This is a genomic window from Streptomyces sp. NPDC047117 (genome assembly GCF_040643545.1).
Classification (GTDB): domain Bacteria; phylum Actinomycetota; class Actinomycetes; order Streptomycetales; family Streptomycetaceae; genus Streptomyces.
Genome location: NZ_JBEYUN010000010.1, coordinates 251,778 through 272,558 on the forward strand (window position 1 = coordinate 251,778; position 20,781 = coordinate 272,558).

A 20,781-nucleotide genomic window follows, 5' to 3' on the forward strand; every position below is an offset into this window, starting at 1 on the left:
GCCCGCCATGCCCGGTCCCGGCTATGCCTTCTTCGGGGAAGAGGAACGCGCCAACGTCCAGCAGGTACTGAACGCCTGGTCCCGTTCCACCGCCGCGCGCTCCTACCCGCTCGGCGACCTCACCCAGACGCGGCTGTTCGAGCAGGAGGCCGCGCGCCGCCTGGCCAGCACGTACTGCCTGTCCGTCAACAGCGGTACGTCCGCGCTGCTCACCGCGCTGGCGGCGCTGGACATCGGCCCCGGCGACGAGGTCATCGTCCCCGGCTACCTCTACGTCGCCTCGGTCGCCGCCATCGTCCACAGCGGCGCCACGCCCGTCGTCGCCGAGATCGACGAGACGCTGACCCTGGATCCCGCCGACGTCCGGGCCCGGATCACGCCGCGCACCAAGGCGCTGATGCCGATCCACATGCTCGGCGCGCCCTGCGACATGGCCGCGCTCCAGGAGATCGCGGACGAGCACGGGCTGCTGGTGCTGGAGGACGCGGCGCAGGCCTGCGGTGGGACGTACCACGGCCGGCCGCTGGGCTCCTTCGGCCGCGCGGCGGCGTTCTCGCTCAACATGTTCAAGGTGATCACCGCGTGCGACGGCGGATTCCTGCTCGCCGCCGACGACCGCACCTTCCAGCGGGCGTACGGCTTCCACGACCACGGCTGGTTCCCGTACCGCCGGGAGGAGGGGCCCGGAGACCTGATGCTCGGCCTGAACCTGCGGATGACCGAGCTGACGGCGGCCGTCGCCCGCGCCCAGCTGGCCCGGCTGGACACCGTACTGGCCCGCACCCGCGCGCAGCACAACGCGCTGGCCGCCCTCATCCCCCTGCGGGACGGGCTGGCCCGCCGTCCGTCGCACGACCCGGCGGGCGACTGCGCGACCGTACTGGTCCATCTCTTCGAGGACCGGGCGGCGGCCGAGGCCGTGGCGAAGCGGCTGGGCACCAGGACCCTGCTGCACTCGCCCAAGCACTACTACGGCGGGCTGCCGGAGCTGCGCGCCCTGGCCGCCGGGGATGCCCGGTCCTGCCCGTCCCGGCGCCCGGAACCCGCGTGGCCGCGGCAGGACTTCCGGCCCGGCGCGCTGCCCCGCACCGACGAGGTGCTGGGCCGCGCGGTGGCCCTGACCGTGGGCCTGTCCGACACGTACCTGGGCGCCGACGCGGGCGTCACCGTGTTCAGCGGGCCCGACGAGATCGCCGCGGCCGCCGAGCGCTTCCGGGCCACGGCGGACGAGGTACTGGGCTGACGCGGCACGGGTTCCGGCCCGGCACCGCGCCGGCCGGCGCCCCGCTCGAAGGGGAGGAGACGACATGCCCTCGATCCCGTTCCCGGCGGCCCCCGGGAGTCCGCGCACCGCCGGCGCGACCGGTGCTGCCGGCACGGCCCCCGGCCGGCCGCCGCTGATCAGCGTGGTGGTGCCGTGCTTCGACGAGGAGGCGGTGCTGGAGCGCACCCACCTCCGGCTCACCACCGTGCTGCTCGGCCTCCCGGACTGCGCGCACGAGGTGGTCTACGTCGACGACGGCAGCCGGGACGGCACCTGGCGCACGCTCACCTCGCTCGCCGGCGGCGACCCCGCGGTCCGGCTCGTCCGGCTGACCCGGAACTTCGGTCACCAGCAGGCGATACTCGCCGGACTGCGGACGGCCGCCGGGGACGCGGTGATCACCATGGACGCCGACCTCCAGGACCCGCCCGAGCTGATCCCCGAGCTGGTCGCACGGTGGCGCGCCGGCTGGTCGGTGGTGTCGGCCCGGCGGACCTCACGCGCCGGGGAGACCCCCTTCAAGCGGGTCACCGCGCACGTCTACTACCGGCTGCTGGCCGCGCTCGCCGACCAGCCGGTGGCGCTGGACACCGGCGACTTCCGGCTGCTGGACCGGGCTGTCGTCCGGCTGCTCACCGAACTGCCCGAGGGCGAGCCGTACTTGCGCGGATCGGTGTGCTGGGCCGGCTTCCCGGAGACCAGCGTGGGCTACGAACGGCTGCCGCGCCCGGCCGGCCGCTCCAAGTACTCGCTGCGGAAGATGGCCGACCTCTCCCGCCGCGGGCTGGTGTCCTGCTCCCCCGCGCCCGCCCGCATGCCGGCGGTGGTCGGCTTCGCCTGGCTGGGCGGCGCGGCCATGACCGCAGCGGTGCGCCGCCACCGGCTGCCGCTGGCGGCCTGGACGTTCGGCTGCGAGGCGGTGCTGCTGGGGCTGCTGGGCGAGTACCTGCGGCTGGTCCACCGCGAGCTGCGCGGCCGCCCGCCGTACGTCCTCTTGGAGCGGCACCCGCCGCAGTCCGACGGCCCGGCGGGGGCGGGAGAGCCGGGCGCCGAGGCCGTACTGCCGCTGCCGGTGGCCCGCACCCGGGCGGCACGATGAGCGCCGCGGACGGGCGCGAGTGGGACGTCGTCGTGGTGGGCGCCGGGTTCACCGGGCTCGCGGCGGCGCACGAGCTGGGCCGGGCGGGGCTGCGCTGCCTGGTCCTGGAGGCGGACGACCGGGTGGGCGGCCTCGCGGGCACCTTCCCGGTCGGCGGGCGGCAGCTGGAGCGCTTCTACCACCACTGGTTCGCCTCCGACACGGACATCTTCCGGCTCTGCGCCGAGCTGGGCTGCGCAGACCTCGTCGAGCGGCACCCGGGCCGTACCGGCTTCTACCACGCGGGCTCCGTCCACCGGCTGTCCACGCCGCTGGACGTGGCGCGGTTCGCGCCGCTGCCGGTCGCCGACCGGTTCCGGCTCGGCCGGTCGGTGCTGCGGGCCGGGCGGGTGCGGCACTGGCGGGAGCTGGAGGCGCTGACGGCCGAGGAGTGGCTGGTGGGGCTGGCCGGACGCCGGGTCTACGACCGGGTCTGGCGGCCGCTGCTGGAGGGCAAGTTCGGGGAGTACGCGCCGGAGGTCGGCGCCACCTGGATGTGGACCAAGCTGCATCTGCGCGGCGGCAGCCGCAGCCGCGCCGGGCGCGAAGTGCTCTACTACCTGCGCGGCGGCTGCGGCGCGCTGCTGGCCGCGTGGCTGCCGGAGCTGGCCCGGCTGGGGGTGCGCATCCGTACGTCCTGCCCGGTCACGGACGTACTGGTCGGGCCGCGGGGCGTGACAGGGGTACGGGCGGGCGGCACGCTGCACGCCGCCCGGCGGGTGCTGGTGACCACCGCGCCCGGCCCCGCCGCCGGCTTCCTCGCGGGACAGGCAGCGGCCCATCCGGCCGTGCCGGGCCTGCGGCGGCAGCTCGCGGCGGTCCCGTACCTGGCCAACATCTGCCTGGTGCTGGAGAACGACCGGCCGCTGTCGGACACCTACTGGCTCAACGTCACCGACCCCGGCTTCCCCTACGTCGGCGTCATCGAGCACACCAACCTCGACCCGGCACGGCACTACGGGGGACGGCATGTGGTCTACCTGTCGAAGTACCTGCCGGCGGACGCCGGGCTGTACCGGATGCCGGACGACCAGGTCTACCGCTACAGCCTGCTCCATCTGCGCCGGATGTTCCCCGCGTTCCGGGAGGAGTGGGTGCGCCGGTACCACGTGTGGCGCGCCGAGCACGCCCAGCCGGTGATCACCCGGCACTACTCGCGGACCGTCCCCGCCACCGAATCCCCCGTACCGGGCCTCTACCTGGCCGGCATGGCCCAGGTGTTCCCCGAGGACCGGGGCACCAACTACGCCCTCCGGGGCGGGCAGCGGGCCGGCCGGCTGATCGCCGACCGCGTCCGGGCGGCGGCCCGGCCCGCGCACCCCGCCCTGGCCACCACGGGAGCGGCAGATGACTGACCTCTTCACCGCCGAGGACTGCCTGCACATGACGCCACGTCAGGTGCACGGCCTGTACCGCCGTTACGTCAGCCGCAGCCAGGTGTCGCTGCTCGGCTCCTTCGGCTTCGGACACGATCTGGCCGAGCGCGCCGAGGGCTGCTGGATCACCCTGCGCGACGGGCGGCGGATCCTGGACTTCACCGGCGGCATCGGCGTCCTCAACCACGGCCACAACCACCCGCGGATCCTCGCGGCCCGCCGCCGCTTCGCCGAACACCAGGCCATGGAGGTGCACAAGAACTTCCTCTCGCCCTACGTCGCCGCGCTCGCCCACAACCTCGCGCAACTGCTGCCCGGCGACCTGAACATCGGCTACTTCCCGAACTCCGGCGCCGAGGCCGTCGAGGGCGCGCTGAAGCTGGCGTACAAGTACCACCACGGCCGCCGCGGCACCGTGCTGCACAGCGACATCGCCTTCCACGGCAAGCTGCTCGGCGCGGGCAGCCTCACCGCCTCGCCCGAGGTGACGTTCCCCTACCCCGGCCTGCCCGGCACCGACGCCTTCACCTACGACGACCTGGCCTCCTTCGTCCTCGCGCTGGAACGGCACACCACCGGGGGCGGCGGCAGCGACGTGTACGCGGTGGTGCTGGAGCCGTTCAGCGCCTCGGGGCTGCGCGAATGCTCCGGGGAGTTCCTGCACGAGGTGCGGCGGCTGTGCACCGAGCGGGACATCGTGCTCGTTTTCGACGAGGTGTACACCGGCTGGGGCAGGACGGGGACGCTGTTCCACTTCATGCGCCACCCGGGGCTCGTCCCCGACGTGCTCACCACGTCCAAGTCCTTCGGCGGCGGCAAGGCGTCGGTCTCCGGCTACGTCACGCGCGAGCCGCTGTTCCGGGCCGCGTACGACAACCTCACCGACGCCACCCTGCACAGCACCACCTACTACGGCTTCGGGGAGGAGACCGTCACGGCCCTGGAGGCGGTGGCCATCGCGGTCGAGGACGACTATCCGGGGCGCGCGGTGCGGATCGGCGAACGGCTGGCCGCCGGCCTGGCCGGGATCGCGGCCCGCCACCCGGACCTGGTGGCGGGCACGGCCGGACGGGGCGCGCTGCACGGCGTGTTCCTGCGGGCCGGCCACCCGGCGCTGGACCGGGTGCTGCGGCTGCTGCCCGGCTCGTTCGCGCGGGATCCGCGGCTGCGGCTGAAGCTGGTCACCGCAGCCGTGATCGCCGCGCTGTACCGGGACCACGACGTGCTCACGTTCTACGGCTCCAACCACGGTCTGCCGCTGATCGTCTCGCCGCCGCTGGTGGCCGGGGACAAGGAGGTCGAGGTGTTCCTGGCGGCGCTGGACGCCGTGCTGGAGCAGGGCGCGCCGCGCCTGCTGGCGGCGTTCGCCAAGGACCGGGCGGTCCGGCGGTGAGGCCCGACGCGCCGGCGCGGGCGCTGACGGCCGCCGGACTGCCGACGCTGTGGGCCGCGCGCCACCCGGTACTGCGGGATCCCGACGTCCTCGCGCGTGCCACCGCCCATGTGGCGGGCAGCCTGCGGGTCCAGCCACGCCCGTACCGGATCGCGGCCCGGCTCGTACTGCGCCTCCTGCCGCTCGCGTTCCTGCTGGTCGCCCGGGTGCGCGTGGCGCGGTCCCGGCCCGAGGCGCTGGCGTACGGCAGCCAACGCCTCGCGCGGCTGCCCGGGTTCGCGCTGCTGCTGCGCTCGGCCGAGACGCTGGCGCTGTACGGCGGGCTGGACGGCGGCCCGGACCGGGTGGCCGGCGGCACGGCCCCGCGGCCGTCCGCGCCGCCCTCCGTCCCGACGGGAGCCCCGACATGAGCGGCCGCACACCCCGCACCGTCGAGTGCGACGCGCTGGTCATCGGCTCCGGCGCCGGCGGGGCGGTCGCCGCCCTGGAGCTGGCCAGGGCGGGCCGCCGGCCCGTCGTCCTGGAGGAGGGCCCGCGGGTGTCCACCGCCGAACTGGCCGCCTCGGCACCGGCCGAGAACCTGCGGCGCCTGTACCGCAACGCCGGGCTCACCCCCGTCTTCGGCAGCCCCGTCATCCCGTACGGCGAGGGCCGCTGCGTGGGCGGCACCACCGTCGTCAACGGCGGCCTGCTGTGGGAGCCGCCGGCCGGGCTGCTGGACCGGTGGGCCGACGCCCTCGGCACCGACGGCTACCGCCTCCGCCACCTCACCGGCCACCTGAGCGAGATCTCCCGGCGGCTGGAGGTGGCCCCGCAGCGGCACGGCGCGGGCAACGAGGACTCCCGGCTGCTGGCCGCGGCCGCCGAGGGCCTGGGCTGGCGCTGGACACTCGCCCGGCGCGCGGCACCGGGCTGCGCACACCGCAACCGCTGCCCCACCGGCTGCCCGTCCGGCGCCAAGCGGACCATGGCGACGACCTACCTGCCGGAGGCCGAGCGGTACGGCGCACGCATCGCACCGGGCGTACGCGTCGTACGGCTGGACCACGACGGCGGCACGGTGCACGCCGTACGGGCCGTGGGACCGGACGGCGCACCGGTGCGGTACCGCCCGCGTACGGTCTTCCTGGCCGCCGGGGCCGTCGGCAGCGCCGCGCTTCTCCAGCGCAGCGGCATCCACCGCCGGACGGCGGGCCGCGGTATGGCCTTCCACGTGAACCTGCGGCTGCCGGCCCGCTTCGGCTCCGCGCTGCACGCCGAGCGGGGCACCATCTTCACCGCCCAGGTCGGCGAGTTCGGCGGGCTGGGCGTCCACGTCATGGCCGCCAACCTCACGCCCGGCACCCTGGCGGCGGCGCTCACGCGCCAGGGCCCGGCGGTGGTCGACACGATGCTGGCCGATTACGCGCGGACGGCGGTCTTCACCGTGCAGGTGCGGATGACGGGCCGGATCCACGTCGGCCGGCTGCCCGGCGCGGGGACCGTGCTGCGCCACCGGCTCGCGCCGCACGACGTGGACCTGCTGCGGTTCGCGCTGGTGCGGGCCGCGCGGCTGCTGTTCCGGGCCGGTGCGGTGGAGCTGTACCCGCCGGCGCCCGGAGTGCTGGACTCGGTGCGGTCGGCCGAGGAGTTCGCGCGCGGCACCGACCCGCGCACCTGGGACCTGGTCTGTGTGCACGCCATGGCGTCCTGCCCGATGGGGCCGGCCGAGCGCGGCGGGGTGTGCGGCCCGGACGGCCGCCCGTACGGCTTCCGCAATCTGCGGGTGTGCGACGCCGCGGTGCTGCCGGGCCCGACCGGGGTCAGCCCGCAGGGCACGATCATGGCCTTCGCGCACGAGATCGCCGCCCGGTACCTCACGGCTCCGCCAAGGAGGCAGCGTTGAACACCACACACCCGCCGGAGCTGCCGGGACTGCTGCGCCCCACCGGGCCCGAAGTGGACTGCGACGTCGCGGTCATCGGGGCCGGCATGGGCGGGGCGACCCTGGCGTACGCGCTGCGCGACTCCGGCGCCCGCGTCCTCGTCGTCGAGCGCGGCGACTTCCTGCCCCGGGAGGCGGCGAACTGGTCGCCGCACGCGGTCTTCACCGAGCGGCGCTACCGCAACGCCGAGCACTGGTACGACGCCGACACCGGGCGGCGCTTCCAGCCGAACGTCCACTACTGCGTCGGCGGCAACACCAAGGTCTTCGGCGCCACCCTGCCGCGTTTCCGGGAGGCCGACTTCGGGCCGGTGGAACACGCCGAGGGCATCTCGCCCGCCTGGCCGTTCTCGTACGCCGAGCTGGAGCCGTACTACGCGGCGGCCGAGCGGCTCTACCGGGTGCACGGCACGTCCGGCAAAGACCCCACCGAGCCCTGGCGGTCCGGCGGCTTCCCCTACCCGGCGGTGCCGCACGAACCGGCCGTCGCCGCGCTGGCCGACGCGCTGCGCGCCCAGGGCCTGGCCCCCTTCGACCTGCCCACCGGCATCGACCTGCGGCCGGGCGGGGCCTGCGTGCGCTGCGCCACCTGCGACGGCTTCCCCTGCCTGCTGGACGCCAAGAGCGACGCGGACGTGTGCGCGCTGCGGCCCGCACTGGCCTCGGGCAACGTGTCCCTGCTGACCCGGACGACCGTGACCGGGCTGCTGGCCGACCCGCCGGGGCGGCGGGTGACCGCCGCCGCAGCCCGCCGCGACGGCACCGAGCTGCGCATCCGCGCGGACCGGTACGTGCTGGCCTGCGGCGCGGTGAACACCGCCGCTCTGCTGCTCCGTTCGCGGACGGGGCGGCCCGAAGGGCTGGCGAACTCCTCCGGACAGGTCGGCCGCCGCTACATGGCGCACCACAGCACCTTCCTCGTCGCCGCCGATCCCCGCCGCACCGGCCGGACCGTCTTCCAGAAGACCCTGGGCCTGAACGACTGGTACCTGGCGAACGGCGCACGCGGCCCGCTGGGCAACGTCCAGACCCTCGGCAAGCTCCAGCCCGCCACCGCCCGCGGGCTCCATCCCCGGCTGCCGGGCCCGGCGCTGGAGTTCCTCACCCGGCACAGCGTCGACCTCTACCTGACCAGCGAGGACCTGCCGGACCCCGGCAACCGCGTCACGGTCGGGCCGAGCGGCGCCATCCGCATCGCCCGGCGCCCGGCGAACCTCGCTCCCCACCGCGAGCTGGTGCGCAGGACAGCGCGGATGATGCGCCGCGCCGGGTACCCGCTGGTGTCGGCCCGGCGCATGGGCATCGATGTCACCTCGCACCAGTGCGGCACCGCGACCGCCGGCACCGACCCGGCCACCAGCGTCGTCGACCCGGGGTGCAAGGCGCACGACCTGGACAACCTGTGGGTCGCCGACAGCTCCTGGTTCCCCTCGTCGGCGGCCGTCAATCCCGGCCTGACCATCGCCGCCAACGCGCTGCGCGTCGCGGACGGGCTGCTCCCCCGCATGCCGGGCAGCGTCCGGGCCCACGCGGACGGCCCGGCCGGCACCGTGCAGGGAGGACCCCGATGAGCACCGCACCGCTGCAGGACATGTACTGGCCGCCCGTACGGCCGTTCCAGGGGCTCGCACCCGAGCTGGCCCGCTTCCTGTCCGCACCGGCCGACGCGCAGGCCGAGGTGCTGGCCCGGCTCCGCGACGACCCCGAGGCGCACGGCAGGTTCCTGCACGAACACCTGGCCACGCTCTGCTCCCGGTCCCTCGGCTACCGCGACGGGCCTGCCACCCTGACGCGCGACGACGACCTGGAGATCGCCCTGTTCGCGGCGCGGACCCGGCTGGAGCGCGAGCTGATCGACGTCTGGGCCAGGCCGGCACCGGTGCCCGAACCGGACGGCCAGGAGGCGGCCGCCGACTACCTCGACGAGCTGGCCGCCGACAACAGCGGCGTCTCCCACCCGCTCTTCGACTATCTCGCCACCGAGGCCACCCGCCCGCAGATCGAGTACTTCATCCGCTGCGAACTGATCCGCAACGAGGTCGTGGACGACGAGGTCGCGCTGCTGGTGGTCGGCCTCCAGGGCCGCCAGAAGGCGGTCGCCGCCGCCAACCTCTGGGACGAGTGCGGCCGCGGCCGGCTGGAGAACTTCCACACCTACTGGCTGCGCCGCCAGCTCGGCTCGGCCGCCGGCTGGGAGGAGCTGGCCCGGTACCGCAGCGCGCACCCCTGGTTCGCGAAGATCACCTCCAATCTGTTCACGGCGCTGCTCACCCGCCCGTCCCGCACCCAGGCCGCGTACGGCAGCTTCTTCGTCTTCGAGAGCTGGGTCGAGCCGCACTTCCGGAAGCTGCTGGCGGGCATGGACCGGGTGGGCCTGCACGACGAGGACACCCGCCTCTACTTCACCGCGCACACCCGTATCGACCCCCGCCACAGCCAGGAGCTCTCCGAGGGGCTGCGCGCCCAGCGGCCCCGGCTGACGCCCGCCGAGATCTGCCAGGTGCTGCGCGGCGCCCACCTGGCCGTCGATGCGGGGACCCGGCAGTACGACCATCTGCTCCGGCATCTCGTACGGTGGCGCGGCCCGCAGGCGGGGTAAGGGACCGGAAGGCACACGTCCCGTTAAATGGTGACGTGCTGTCACTTGATCAGGAGGCGCCGTGAACCGTACCGAGGAGCAGGCGCCCGTGGCGGACGCCGACCGGGTGCTCGGACTGGACGTCGGCGGCACGGTCATCAAGTCCGCGCTGGTCGCCCCGGACGGCAGCGTCACCGGCGAGCGCCGCTCCGCCACCCGCCCGGCCGACGGCCCGGACGCCGTGCTGGCGGCCGTGCTGGACCACGCCGAGCAGGCCGTGGCCGAGGCCAGGGCCGGCGGCAGCACGGTACGCGCCGCGGGCATCGCCTCCTGCGGGCTGGTCGACGAGGACGCCGGCACGGTGGTGTTCTCCTCGGTGGTCAAGTGGCGGGACGTCCCGCTGCGGCGGCTGGTCGCCGAGCGCCTCGGGCTGCCCGTGGCGCTCGGCCACGACGTGCGCTCCGGCGGCATCGCCGAGGCCCGGCTCGGCGCGGGCCGGGGCCACCCCGTGGTGCTCTTCGTCCCGGTCGGCACCGGCGTCGGCGGCGCCGTGCTGCTCGACGGCCTGCCGTTCGCCGGCAGCCACTGGCGCTCGGCGGAGCTGGGCCATCTGGTCCTGCGGCCCGGCGGCGAGCCGTGCGGCTGCGGGCAGCGCGGCTGCCTGGACACGCTCGCGGGCGGCGCCGCGATCGCCCGGCGGTACGCCGCCGCGCGCGGGGCGGCGAACGGCGACGCGGAACCCGCGGTGACCGCGGCCGAGGTGGCGCGCCGGGCGGCCCTCGGCGATGCGGCCGCCGCCCGAGTGTGGGACGAGGCGGCGGACGCGATGGCCGAGGGGCTGCTGGCGGCGGTGACGCTCTTCGACCCCGGCGTGCTGGTCCTGGGCGGCGGCGTCAGCCAGGCGGGCGATCAGCTGCTGGTGCCGTTGCGGCGGCATCTGGAACGCCGGGTGGCCTTCCAGGTCCTGCCCGACATCGTGCGTGCGGCGCTCGGCGAACGCGCGGGCCGCATCGGCGCCGGCCTGCTCGCCTGGGACCTGCTGCGGGCCGGCCGGTCCACCGCCGCGAACCCCGTCGCGCCCGCAGGCTCCCTCCCCTGACCCGGGCCGGGCCCGGCTCCGGCCGGCGTCCGGCACGCGTCCGCACCGAGAGGCCCCCATGAAACGCCAACGCCCCGCCTCCCCGGCCCGGTTCATCGAGGGCCGCACCATCGACGCGGTCCCGGAGGACGAACGGCACGGCCGGCCGCGCGACCTCTTCGCCCTCTGGTTCGCCGCGAACATCAGCCCCCTCACCCTCGTCTCCGGCACCCTCGCGCCGGTCGTCTTCGGCCTCGGCCTGTGGCCCGGCATCGCCGCCGTCCTGCTGGGCAACCTCGCCGGCGGCTTCCTCATGGCACTGCACGCCGCCCAGGGCCCGAGACTCGGCGTACCCCAACTCGTCCAGAGCAGGGGCCAGTTCGGCAGCCACGGGGCCCTGTTGGTCACCGTGCTGGTCGTCTTCATGTACGCGGGCTGGTTCGCCTCCAACCTCGTCATCGCCGGGCAGGCCCTCCATCAGGTCGTGCCCGCGCTGTCCGTCCCGGCCTGGCTGGTGGTGTGTGCCACCGCCGGCCTGGTCGTCGCCACGGTCGGCCACGACCTCATCCACCGGGTCGGCCGCTGGGCGACGGCGCTCGCCCTGCTCCTCCTCGCGCTCTGCGCCGTACGCGTCCTGACCGCCCCGGCCGTACTCCAACGGGCGGCGGGGAACGACGACTTCTCCCTCACCGGCTTCGTGGGCATGGCCGCGACCGGCGTCCTCCTCCAGATCGCCTACGCGCCGTACGTCTCGGACTACACCCGCTACATGCCGTCGGACACGGCCGGGCGCCGCGCCACGCTGTGGTGCACCTACTGGGGATGCGTACTGGGCAGTGCGCTGCCGATGCTGCTCGGTGTGGTCATGGGCCTGGCCGTCGCGGACGACACGATCAGCGGTCTGGCAGCGGTCCTCGGCGGCACGCTGTCCGCCGTCGTGCTCTTCGGCTTCGCCGCCGTCGTCGTGCACATCAACTCGATGAACCTCTACGGCACGGCGCTCTGCCTGGTGACCGCGGTCCAGACGTTCCGGCACCGCTGGCTGCCCGGCCGCGCCACCCGCACCCTCCTGATCGCCGCCCCGCTGGCCGCCGGCCTGACCATGGCGCTGGCCTTCCAGGACTCCTTCCTGGCCTCCTACACCGACTTCCTCTCGGTCCTCCAGTACGTCCTGATCCCGTGGACCGCCATCAACCTCGTCGACTTCTACCTGGTCCGGCGCGGCACGTACGACGTGGCCTCCTTCTTCGCCCCGGCGGGCGGCGTCTACGGCCGCTTCCGCACCCCCGCGCTCCTGGTCTACGCCGCGAGCTTCGCCCTCCAGATCCCCTTCATGCACACCTCCGCCTACACCGGCCCGGTCGCCCACGCCCTGGGCGGCACCGACCTGGCCTGGGCCGTCGGCCTGGTCTCGGCGGCCGCCGGGTACGGGGCGCTGGCGCGGCTCGGCGCGCGCCGCCGGCCGGACGGGGCGCCGATCGCACCGGCCGTCACCGCAGATCCGAGGAGCACACCATGACTTCCGTGCACGACGACCTCTGCCGTACCGCCGCCCGGCTCCTGCGCGCCAACCGCTACCTCACCCTGGGCACCGCCTCCCCCGACGGCGTGCCGTGGGCGGTGCCCGTCACCTACGCCTGGGACGACGCGGACCGCTTCTACTGGTACTCGGCGTCCGACGCGGTGCACTCACGCAACATCACGGCGAACGCCGCCGTCTCCCTCCTGGTCTACGACTCACGCGCCGCGGACGCCGACGGCCAGGCCCTGTACGCGGCGGCCACGGCGGAAACCGTCCCGGAAGCGGACCTCCCCTCAGCCCTGGACACCTTCTACACCCACCGCTACCCCGACCCGGCCCTCCGCGCCCGAAAGACCCGAAGCCCTGCGGAGTTCCTGAGCGCGGCACCCAAACGCATGTACCGCGCGACCGCCCACACCTACTTCCTCCTCCACCCCGAAGCCCACCCGACCCACGGCCCGTCGGTCCCGTACCGCGTCACTGTGCCGTTCAGCACGGCACAGGCGGCGCCCTGAGCGGGTGAAAACGCCCCGGGAGAACCGGCGTTCACACCATTGACACTCCCCCACCCCCTCCCTACTGTTCCCCGGCGAATCGCTTCGACGGTGGTTGTCGAAACGGTTCGATACGCCGGTCTTCGGGGCGCGGCAGCGAGGAGAGCGGGATGGTCAAGATCACGGATGTGGCGCGGCGCGCCGGAGTGTCGCCGAGCACGGTGTCGTACGTGCTCAGCGGGAAGCGGTCGATCTCGGCTGCCACTCAGCGCCGTGTCGAGGAGAGCATCCGCGAGCTGGGGTACCGGCCGCACGCCGGGGCGCGGGCGCTGGCCAGCAGCCGCTCCAATGTGGTGGCGCTCGTGATGCCGCTGCGCAGCGGCATCCATGTGCCCGTGCAGATGCAGTTCGCTGCGTCCGTGGTCACCACGGCCCGCGCGCACGACCACGACGTGCTGCTGCTGACGCAGGAGGAGGGCGAGGACGGGCTGCGCCGGGTGGCGGACAGCGCGCTGGTGGACGCGCTGGTGGTGATGGACGTCCAGCTGCACGACGCCCGGGTGCCACTGCTCCGCTCCCTGGGGCTGCCCTCGGTCCTCATCGGGTTTCCCGCCGAGGCCGACGGGCTGACCTGTATCGACCTGGACTTCACGGCGACCGGCGAGGAGTGCGTCGCGCACCTGGCCCGGCTCGGGCACCGCAGTGTTGCGCTGCTGGGCTCGCCGCCGGAGGTGTACGTACGCGGTACCGGCTTCGCGCGGCGGACGGCGGCGGGCTTCACGGCGGCGGCACACCGGTACGGCATGTCCTCGGCCGTGCTGCCGTGCGCGCCCGGGGCGCAGGCCGCGCGCGAGACGGTCGACCGGCTGCTGCGCGAACACCCGGATCTCACGGGGGTCGTCGTGCACAACGAGCCGGCGCTCGGCCCGCTGCTGGAGGCGTTCCGGGGTGCGGGGATGCGCGTGCCGGAGGACCTGTCGGTGATCGCGCTGTGTCCGGACGAGTTCGCCGAAGGGGCCGCGGTGCCGCTGACCTCCGTCGCGATTCCCGCCGCCGAGGTGGGTGAGCGGTCCGTCGAGCTGCTGATGGCCAAGCTGGACGGCCGGGAGGTGCCAGACGCGACCTTGCTGCCACCGCGGCTGACCGAACGGGCGAGCACCGCACCACGCGCGGCCACCGCCTGACGCAACCGTTCCACACACCCTTTCGGCCGTACGCCGCGCCCGTCGTGGCGCCGTACGCCAAGTCCGTCGTACCCGGAGCCGCACCGAACGGAGAACCCACCCATGCACTCCCGCGCAGCAAGACCCGTGCTCGCCGTGGTCACGGCGGTCGCCACGGGCGCGCTCGGTCTCACCGGGTGCGCCGCGGCGCCGGACCCCGGCACGGTCACCGTGCTCAACTCGGCCACCGACACCGCAGAGCACAACAAGAACCAGAAGTTCTTCGACCGCTGCGCCCGGCCGCTGGGCCTGCGCGTGGAACAGCTCAGCGTCCCCGCCGACCAGGTGTCCTCCAAGGCGCTGCGGATGGCGTCCTCCCACTCGCTCCCCGACATCCTGGAGCTGGACGGCTCGGAGCTGCCGCAGTTCGCGCTGACCGGCGGCCTGCGGCCGCTGTCCGGCCTCGGCGTGGCCGCCGCGGGCTTCTCCCGCAGCGCCGTCTCCCTCGGGTCCTACCAAGGCACCCGGTACGGCGTGGCGCGCTCCGCCAACTCCCTTGCGCTGTACTACAACCCCGACCTGCTGGCGAAGGCCGGTGTCGAGCCGCCCCGCACCTGGGCGGAGCTGCGTACCACCGCGCGGAAGCTCACCGGGGGCGGCACCTACGGGCTGGCCTTCAGCGCCGGTCCGGACGCCGACGGGGTCTACCAGTTCCTGCCGTTCTTCTGGTCGGCGGGCGGGGACGAGGCCCGGCTCGACGGCGGTGGCGGTGCTGCGGCGCTGGGGCTGTGGCAGCAGTTGGTGGCGGACCGTTCGGTCTCCAAGGCCGTGGTGAACTGGAACCAGCAGGACGTCAACGACCAGTTCGTCGCTGGCCGCGCCGCCATGATGATCAACGGGCCGTGGCAGGTGCCGGTGCTCGCCGCGCAGCAGAAGACCAAGTGGGCCGTCGCCACGATTCCCGTGCCGAAGGCGGGCGGCACCGCGGTGGCGCCCATCGGCGGCACCGTCATGACCGTACCGAAGAGCGACGCCCCGGAGCGCGAGCGGAACGCGGCGAAGATTCTGAACTGCCTCAACTCCCCCGCGAACCAGCTTGCCTGGGGGCAGGCCACCAACAACGTTCCCACGCGCACTGCCGCTGCCCGCAGCTACGCGGAGCGGAACCCGAAGCTGGCGCCGTTCACCGAGCTGGTCGCCACGGCCCGCTCCCGCACCGCCCGGGTCGGCACCCGATGGCCCGTCGTGGGGGACGCCCTCGCGGGCGCCTTCCAGTCCGTACTGACCGGCCGGAGCAGCCCCGAGCAGGCGCTGGAACGGGCCCAGCAGCAGGCGTCGGCGGGGAAGTGAGCGCGGCCATGACCTCCCTCACGCGGCGTCCCGCCCTCCTGCGCTGGCTCTTCATCGCCCCCGCGCTCGTCTACATGGCGGCCTTCTTCGGCTACCCGCTGGTCCGCAACCTCCTGATGAGCTTCCAGCACTACACGCCCACCACCTACTTCACCGGCGAGGCCCCCTTCAACGGGCTCGACAACTGGCGTGCGGTGCTCTCCGATCCGCTCTTCACCGACGCGCTGTGGCACACGGCGCTGTTCACGGCCGGGTCGCTGGCCGGCCAGTTCACCATCGGGCTGGCGCTGGCCGTCTTCTTCTCCCGGCGCTTCCGGCTCGCGGGGCCGATCCGGGCCGTACTGCTGCTGCCGTGGCTGGTGCCCATGGTGGTGTCGGCCGTCGTATGGCGGCGCATCCTCGACCAGGAGCACGGCGTCCTGAACAGCGCGCTGCAGGCCCTCGGGCCGGGGGACGGCGGGGTGCCGTGGCTCAGCAGTCCCAGCGTGGCGCTGCTCTCCGCCGTCCTGGTCAATGTCTGGATCGGCATCCCCTTCAACATGGTCATCCTCTACGGGGGCCTCCAGGAGATACCGCGCGAGCTGTACGAGGCGGCCGCGCTGGACGGGGCACGTCCCTGGCGGGCGTTCCGCAGCATCACCCTGCCGATGCTGCGGCCCGTGATCACCGTCGTCCTCGTCCTCGGCTTCATGTCCACGGTGAAGATCCTGGACCTGATCCTGGCCCTCACCGGGGGCGGCCCGGCCGACGCCACCCAGACCCTGGGCACCGTCACCTACCAACTGTCCTTCCTGCGGCTCGACTTCGGCCAGGGTGCCGTCGTCGGCACCGTCCTCATCCTGGTCAGCGCGGTCTTCGCCGTGCTGTACCTGCGCGCGAACCGCGCCGACTTCGGCAAGGGGAAGTGATCTCCGATGATCCCGTCATCCGGCCGCCGGCTGCGCGGCGCCTGGAACACCGCCGCCGCGCTGCTGATCCTCGCCGTGCTGCTCTTCCCCGTGTACTGGATGGTGAACACCGCGCTGCAGCCCGCTTCGGGTATCGCCGTCGACTGGTTCCCGAGCGACCCGGGCCTGGCGAGCTTCCGGCTCGCGCTGGAGAGCCAGGGCCGTTCGATGCTCACCAGCCTGGTCGTCGCGCTCGGTGCCGTCGCCGTCTGTCTGGCGCTGGCGGCGCCCGCCGCGTACGGGCTGGCGCAGTCCGCGCTGCGCGGCGGCCGCACCATCGTCTTCACCACGCTCATCACGCAGATGGTGCCGGGCATCGTCATCGCCAACGCCCTGTACAGCGCGTACGCGGAGCTGGGCCTGGTCAACTCCTACCTCGGGCTGATCCTGGCCGACGCCTCGCTGGGGCTGCCGTTCTCCATCGTGCTGCTGCGCGCCTTCATGGTGTCCCTGCCCGCCGAGGTGATCGAAGCGTCCCTGGTCGACGGCGCGAACCGCTTCACCGCCTTCGTCCGCATCGTGCTCCCGATGTCCCGCAACGCGCTCATCACGGCCGGGCTGTTCACCTTCCTCTTCGCCTGGTCGGACTTCATGTTCGCGCTGACCCTCAACACCACCGACGACGTCAAGCCGGTCACGCTCGGCATCTACCAGTTCGTCGGCGCCCATGTCAGCGACTGGGGCGCGGTCATGGCGACGGCCGTGCTGTCCGCGGTGCCCGCGGCGGTCCTGCTGGTCGTCGCCCAGAAGTACATCGCCGCGGGCATCGCCGGCGGCTCCCTCAAGTAGCCACCGCGCGACAAGGAAGGCAGTCCATCCGATGAAGTTCACCGACGGCTACTGGCTGATGCGGGACGGCGTAGACGCCTCGTACGCCACCGAGATCACCGACACCCGCGTCACGGACGACCGCTTCACCCTCTACGCCGCCGTACGCCACGTCCGGCACCGCGGCGACACCCTCAACGCACCGCTGCTCACCGTGGAGTGCTTCTCACCCGTCGAAGGGGTGATCGGCGTCCGCGCCACCCACCACGCGGGCACGGCCGACCGGGGCCCGCACTTCGCCCTGCGCACCGCCCCGGACGGCACCCCCGCCGGCAAGGTCCACCGCGACGGCTCGCTGCTCGAACTCACCACCGGTGGGCTGTCGTTGCGGGTCGACACGGCGGCACCGTACCGGCTGGACTTCACCGCCGGCGGCCGTACCCTCACCTCGGTGGCGGCGCGCGGCACCGGCTTCGCGACGACGCCCGACGGCGCGCACCACTCCCTCGCCCAGCTCTCCCTGGACGTCGGCGAGCTGGTGTACGGGCTGGGCGAGCGCTTCACCCCCTTCACCCGCAACGGGCAGCGCGTCGACATCTGGCAGGCGGACGGCGGCACGGCCAGCGAGCAGGCGTACAAGAACGTACCGTTCCACCTCACCAACCGCGGCTACGGCGTCTTCGTGAACCACCCGGGCCATGTCTCCTACGAGGTGGGCTCCGAGGCGGTCGGCCGGCTCCAGTTCAGCGTCGAGGACCAGAGCCTGGAGTTCTACCTGGTACACGGCCCGTCGCCGAAGGAGATCCTGGACCGCTACACCGCGCTGACCGGCCGCCCGGCGCTGCCGCCCGCCTGGTCGTTCGGCCTGTGGCTGTCCACGTCCTTCACCACCTCCTACGACGAGGAGACCGTCACGCGCTTCGTACGCGGCATGGCCGAGCGCGAGATCCCGCTCGGCGTCTTCCACTTCGACTGCTTCTGGATGCGCGCGTACCAGTGGTGCGACTTCACCTGGGACCCGGAGGTGTTCCCCGACCCGGAGGGCATGCTGCGGCGCCTCAAGGGCGAGCACGGCGACGGCAAGGAGGGCGGGGACGGCAACGGGCTGAAGATCTGCGTCTGGATCAACCCCTACCTCGCGCAGAAGTCCCCGTTGTTCGAGGAGGCCACTCGCCTCGGGTACTTGGTGCGCAGGCCGGACGGCAGTGTGTGGCAGTGGGACATGTGGCAGGCCGGCATGGGGCTGGTGGACTTCACCCACCCCGGCGCGCGCGAGTGGTACGCGGACAAGCTGCGCGGGCTGCTCGGCCAGGGCGTCGACTGCTTCAAGACCGACTTCGGGGAGCGCGTCCCCACCGACGTGGTGTGGCACGACGGGTCCGACCCGGCCCGGATGCACAACTACTACACCCACCTCTACAACCGCACCGTCTTCGAGACGCTGGCCGCCGCGCGGGGTGAGGGCGAGGCCGTGCTCTTCGCGCGCTCCGCGACCGCCGGCGGTCAGCAGTTCCCCGTGCACTGGGGCGGCGACTGCGAGTCCACCTTCGGCGCGATGGCCGAGTCGCTGCGCGGCGGGCTCTCGCTGGGCCTCTCGGGCTTCGGGTTCTGGAGCCACGACATCGGGGGCTTCGAGGGCACGCCGAGCCCGGAGGTCTTCAAGCGCTGGGTGCAGTTCGGGCTGCTCTCCTCGCACAGCCGGCTGCACGGCAGTACGTCGTACCGCGTGCCGTGGGACTTCGACGAGGAGGCCGTCGCCGTCACGCGCGACTTCACCCGGCTCAAGCACCGGCTGATGCCGTACCTGTACCGGGCCGCCCAGCAGGCGGCTTCCCACGGCACACCTGTGATGCGCGCGATGCTCCTGGAGTTCCCCGACGACCCGGCCTGCCACACCCTGGACCGGCAGTACATGCTCGGCGACGACCTCCTGGTGGCGCCGGTACTCAGCGCCGACGGCACCGTGGAGTACTACGTACCGGACGGCGAGTGGACCCACCTGCTCTCCGGCGAACGGGTCCGGGGCCCCGGCTGGCGGCGCGAGCGGTTCGGCTTCGACAGCCTGCCCCTGCTGGCACGCCCCGGCTCCGTCCTCCCCTTCGGGGGCGTGCCCGACAGCGCGGTCTACGACTGGCGGCACGACGTGACGCTGCGGGTGCACCGGCTCCGCGACGGCGACGCGGTGACCACGCGCGTCCCGGCTCCGGACGGTGCCGCCGACGCCGTCTTCCGCACCCGCCGGGAGGGCTCGGAGATCCGTGTCGAGGCGACCGGGGCCCCGGGGCCCTGGCACGTCCTCCTCACCGGGTCCGGCACTCTCCTGACCGCGGCCCCGGGCGTCCGGGAGCTGTCGGCACACCTCGGCGCGGCGGACTGCTGACTCCGGTCCGAAGGGGCCGGTGGTCCGCCGGCCGGGGCCCGGTACGGGCCGTCAGCCGGCGGTCCGCGCCGGGGCGGGGAGCGTGGCGTGTACCTGGAAGCCACCGCCGTCCCGGGGGCCCGTCGTGAGGTCGCCGCCGGCCAGGCGTACCCGCTCCGCCAGGCCGATCAGGCCGTGGCCGCCACTGGGCAGCAGCGGTTCGGTGCCGTCCGGGGACGCGTCCGCCGGGCGGGCCGCCGGGCCGTTGGTGACGCTCACGCACAGCGTGCTCGCCTCGTAGGCGACACGGATGTCCGTGGGCGCGCCGGGCGCGTGCTTGTGCACGTTCGTCAGCGCTTCCTGCACGACGCGGTAGGCGGCCCGTTCGACCTGCTCGGCGAGCGGCCGGGGCGCGCCCTCGGTCTGCAGGGCCACGGACAGCCCGGCGGCGCGTGAGCTGTCGGCCAGCGCGGCGATCCGGTCGACGGCGGCGACCTCCGCGTCGGCGGGCGCCGCGGCGCCGTCCCCGTCCGTCGCGGCGGGTTCGGGGCCGGGTCCGTTCTTGAGGAGGCCCAGCATCTCGCGCAGTTCGGTGAGGGCCTGGCGGCCGGCCGTGCGGATGATCTCCGCGGCCTCGGCCGTCACCTTGGGGTCGTGGGCCACGGTGGTCAGCGCGTTGGCGTGCACCACGATGAGGCTCACCTGGTGCGAGACCACGTCGTGCATCTCACCGGCGATCCGCTGGCGCTCCTCGGCCCGCGCGGCCTCCGCGAGGAGCCGCTGCTCCCGCTCGGCACGTTCGGCGCGCTCCACCAGTCCGGCCAGCACGGCCCGCCGCTCGCCGATGTAGAGGCCGAGGAGCAGGGGCACGAGGACCATGAGGACGAAGTTGACCAGGATCCCGCCGAGGAGCATCCGCGGATGCGTCCACGACTCGGCGTTCCTGGGGAGCGCCACCAGCAGGCCCGCCACCGCCGTGATCCAGACCGTGCGGCGGCTGTGCGGTCCGCGGTAGGCGCCTTCGGCGTAGAACGCGAAGGGGAGGACGAACGGCGCGAACTGGAGCACCTTCGCGACGAGCGCGACCAGCAGTGCCGCTTCGGGAATCCGGCGCCGCGCCAGCAGGGGCAGCGCGCTCGCGGCGGAGAGGAGCAGGTTGCCCCACGGCGAAGCCGGGCCCATGTACGGGTTGTTGAGGCTGTTCCAGACCGAGAGCCCCAGGACGGCCGCCGTGACCATCACGTCCGCGACGGCCGGCGACCGGAGCGGGGACCGGCCGGTGCCGTCCGGCGCCGTCGTCCGGTGCTCCTCCGGTACGACCAGGCGGGAGCGGAGGGGGAGCCGGATGTGCTGACTGCGACTGCTGGTACTCACCCGGCGAGGATAGGCGGCGCGGCCTACCTCTTGGGGAGCAGGTGACGCACCAC

The 20,781-nt window shown here is 74.0% G+C and carries 17 protein-coding genes; 16 read left to right on the plus strand and 1 reads right to left on the minus strand.

Translation table 11 applies throughout. From position 1 onward, the window contains the following. Positions 1 to 7 precede the first annotated feature (7 nt). From ABZ840_RS21475 to yicI, 16 genes are all read left to right on the plus strand, one after another. Positions 8 to 1,243, plus strand: a complete 1,236-nt coding sequence (locus ABZ840_RS21475) for an aminotransferase class I/II-fold pyridoxal phosphate-dependent enzyme (RefSeq protein ID WP_361561663.1) — start codon at positions 8 to 10, stop codon at positions 1,241 to 1,243. A gap of 64 nt (positions 1,244 to 1,307) precedes the next feature. Beyond that, positions 1,308 to 2,363: a glycosyltransferase family 2 protein gene (locus ABZ840_RS21480; protein WP_361561664.1), complete on the plus strand. Its 1,056-nt coding sequence runs from the start codon at positions 1,308 to 1,310 to the stop codon at positions 2,361 to 2,363. Continuing rightward, positions 2,360 to 3,757: an NAD(P)/FAD-dependent oxidoreductase gene (locus ABZ840_RS21485; RefSeq protein WP_361561665.1), complete on the plus strand. Its 1,398-nt coding sequence runs from the start codon at positions 2,360 to 2,362 to the stop codon at positions 3,755 to 3,757. Before ABZ840_RS21480 ends, ABZ840_RS21485 begins: the two co-directional genes overlap by 4 nt. Then, on the plus strand, positions 3,750 to 5,171 hold the full coding sequence (locus tag ABZ840_RS21490; RefSeq protein ID WP_361561666.1) for an aminotransferase class III-fold pyridoxal phosphate-dependent enzyme: 1,422 nt from the start codon (positions 3,750 to 3,752) through the stop codon (positions 5,169 to 5,171). The genes ABZ840_RS21485 and ABZ840_RS21490 overlap by 8 nt, the downstream gene beginning before the upstream one ends. Further along, a complete protein-coding gene (locus ABZ840_RS21495) occupies positions 5,168 to 5,581 on the plus strand; it encodes a hypothetical protein (RefSeq protein ID WP_361561667.1) in 414 nt (137 codons plus the stop codon). Before ABZ840_RS21490 ends, ABZ840_RS21495 begins: the two co-directional genes overlap by 4 nt. Further along, a complete protein-coding gene (locus ABZ840_RS21500) occupies positions 5,578 to 7,056 on the plus strand; it encodes a GMC family oxidoreductase (RefSeq protein WP_361561668.1) in 1,479 nt (492 codons plus the stop codon). Before ABZ840_RS21495 ends, ABZ840_RS21500 begins: the two co-directional genes overlap by 4 nt. Continuing rightward, positions 7,053 to 8,666 carry a GMC family oxidoreductase gene (locus ABZ840_RS21505; RefSeq protein ID WP_361561669.1) on the plus strand — a complete coding sequence of 538 codons (1,614 nt, stop codon included), beginning with the start codon at positions 7,053 to 7,055 and terminating at the stop codon, positions 8,664 to 8,666. Before ABZ840_RS21500 ends, ABZ840_RS21505 begins: the two co-directional genes overlap by 4 nt. Then, positions 8,663 to 9,694, plus strand: coding sequence for an iron-containing redox enzyme family protein (locus ABZ840_RS21510; protein ID WP_361561670.1), 1,032 nt, complete (start codon positions 8,663 to 8,665; stop codon positions 9,692 to 9,694). The genes ABZ840_RS21505 and ABZ840_RS21510 overlap by 4 nt, the downstream gene beginning before the upstream one ends. 61 nt (positions 9,695 to 9,755) lie before the next feature. Further along, positions 9,756 to 10,772 (plus strand): ROK family protein, encoded by a 1,017-nt coding sequence (locus ABZ840_RS21515; RefSeq protein ID WP_361561671.1) that lies wholly within the window; start codon positions 9,756 to 9,758, stop codon positions 10,770 to 10,772. Between the two features lie 58 nt (positions 10,773 to 10,830). Beyond that, on the plus strand, positions 10,831 to 12,270 hold the full coding sequence (locus ABZ840_RS21520; protein WP_361561672.1) for a cytosine permease: 1,440 nt from the start codon (positions 10,831 to 10,833) through the stop codon (positions 12,268 to 12,270). Then, positions 12,267 to 12,788 carry a pyridoxamine 5'-phosphate oxidase family protein gene (locus ABZ840_RS21525; protein WP_361561673.1) on the plus strand — a complete coding sequence of 174 codons (522 nt, stop codon included), beginning with the start codon at positions 12,267 to 12,269 and terminating at the stop codon, positions 12,786 to 12,788. Before ABZ840_RS21520 ends, ABZ840_RS21525 begins: the two co-directional genes overlap by 4 nt. Before the next feature lie 149 nt (positions 12,789 to 12,937). Continuing rightward, positions 12,938 to 13,951, plus strand: a complete 1,014-nt coding sequence (locus tag ABZ840_RS21530; RefSeq protein ID WP_361561674.1) for a LacI family DNA-binding transcriptional regulator — start codon at positions 12,938 to 12,940, stop codon at positions 13,949 to 13,951. 102 nt (positions 13,952 to 14,053) lie between these two features. Then, entirely contained in the window at positions 14,054 to 15,280 is a 1,227-nt protein-coding gene (locus ABZ840_RS21535) for an extracellular solute-binding protein (RefSeq protein ID WP_361561675.1), read from the plus strand. 8 nt (positions 15,281 to 15,288) lie between these two features. Further along, on the plus strand, positions 15,289 to 16,188 hold the full coding sequence (locus ABZ840_RS21540) for a sugar ABC transporter permease (protein ID WP_361561676.1): 900 nt from the start codon (positions 15,289 to 15,291) through the stop codon (positions 16,186 to 16,188). 6 nt (positions 16,189 to 16,194) lie between these two features. Next, complete coding sequence (locus tag ABZ840_RS21545) at positions 16,195 to 17,016, plus strand: carbohydrate ABC transporter permease (protein ID WP_361561677.1); 822 nt, start codon at positions 16,195 to 16,197, stop codon at positions 17,014 to 17,016. Positions 17,017 to 17,047: 31 nt separating this feature from the next. Continuing rightward, positions 17,048 to 19,375, plus strand: a complete 2,328-nt coding sequence (gene yicI / locus ABZ840_RS21550; protein ID WP_361561678.1) for an alpha-xylosidase — start codon at positions 17,048 to 17,050, stop codon at positions 19,373 to 19,375. Between the two features lie 51 nt (positions 19,376 to 19,426). Here the strand turns inward: yicI and ABZ840_RS21555 are convergent, their stop codons facing one another. Beyond that, on the minus strand, positions 19,427 to 20,728 hold the full coding sequence (locus ABZ840_RS21555) for a histidine kinase (protein WP_361561679.1): 1,302 nt from the start codon (positions 20,726 to 20,728) through the stop codon (positions 19,427 to 19,429). Positions 20,729 to 20,781 lie beyond the last annotated feature (53 nt).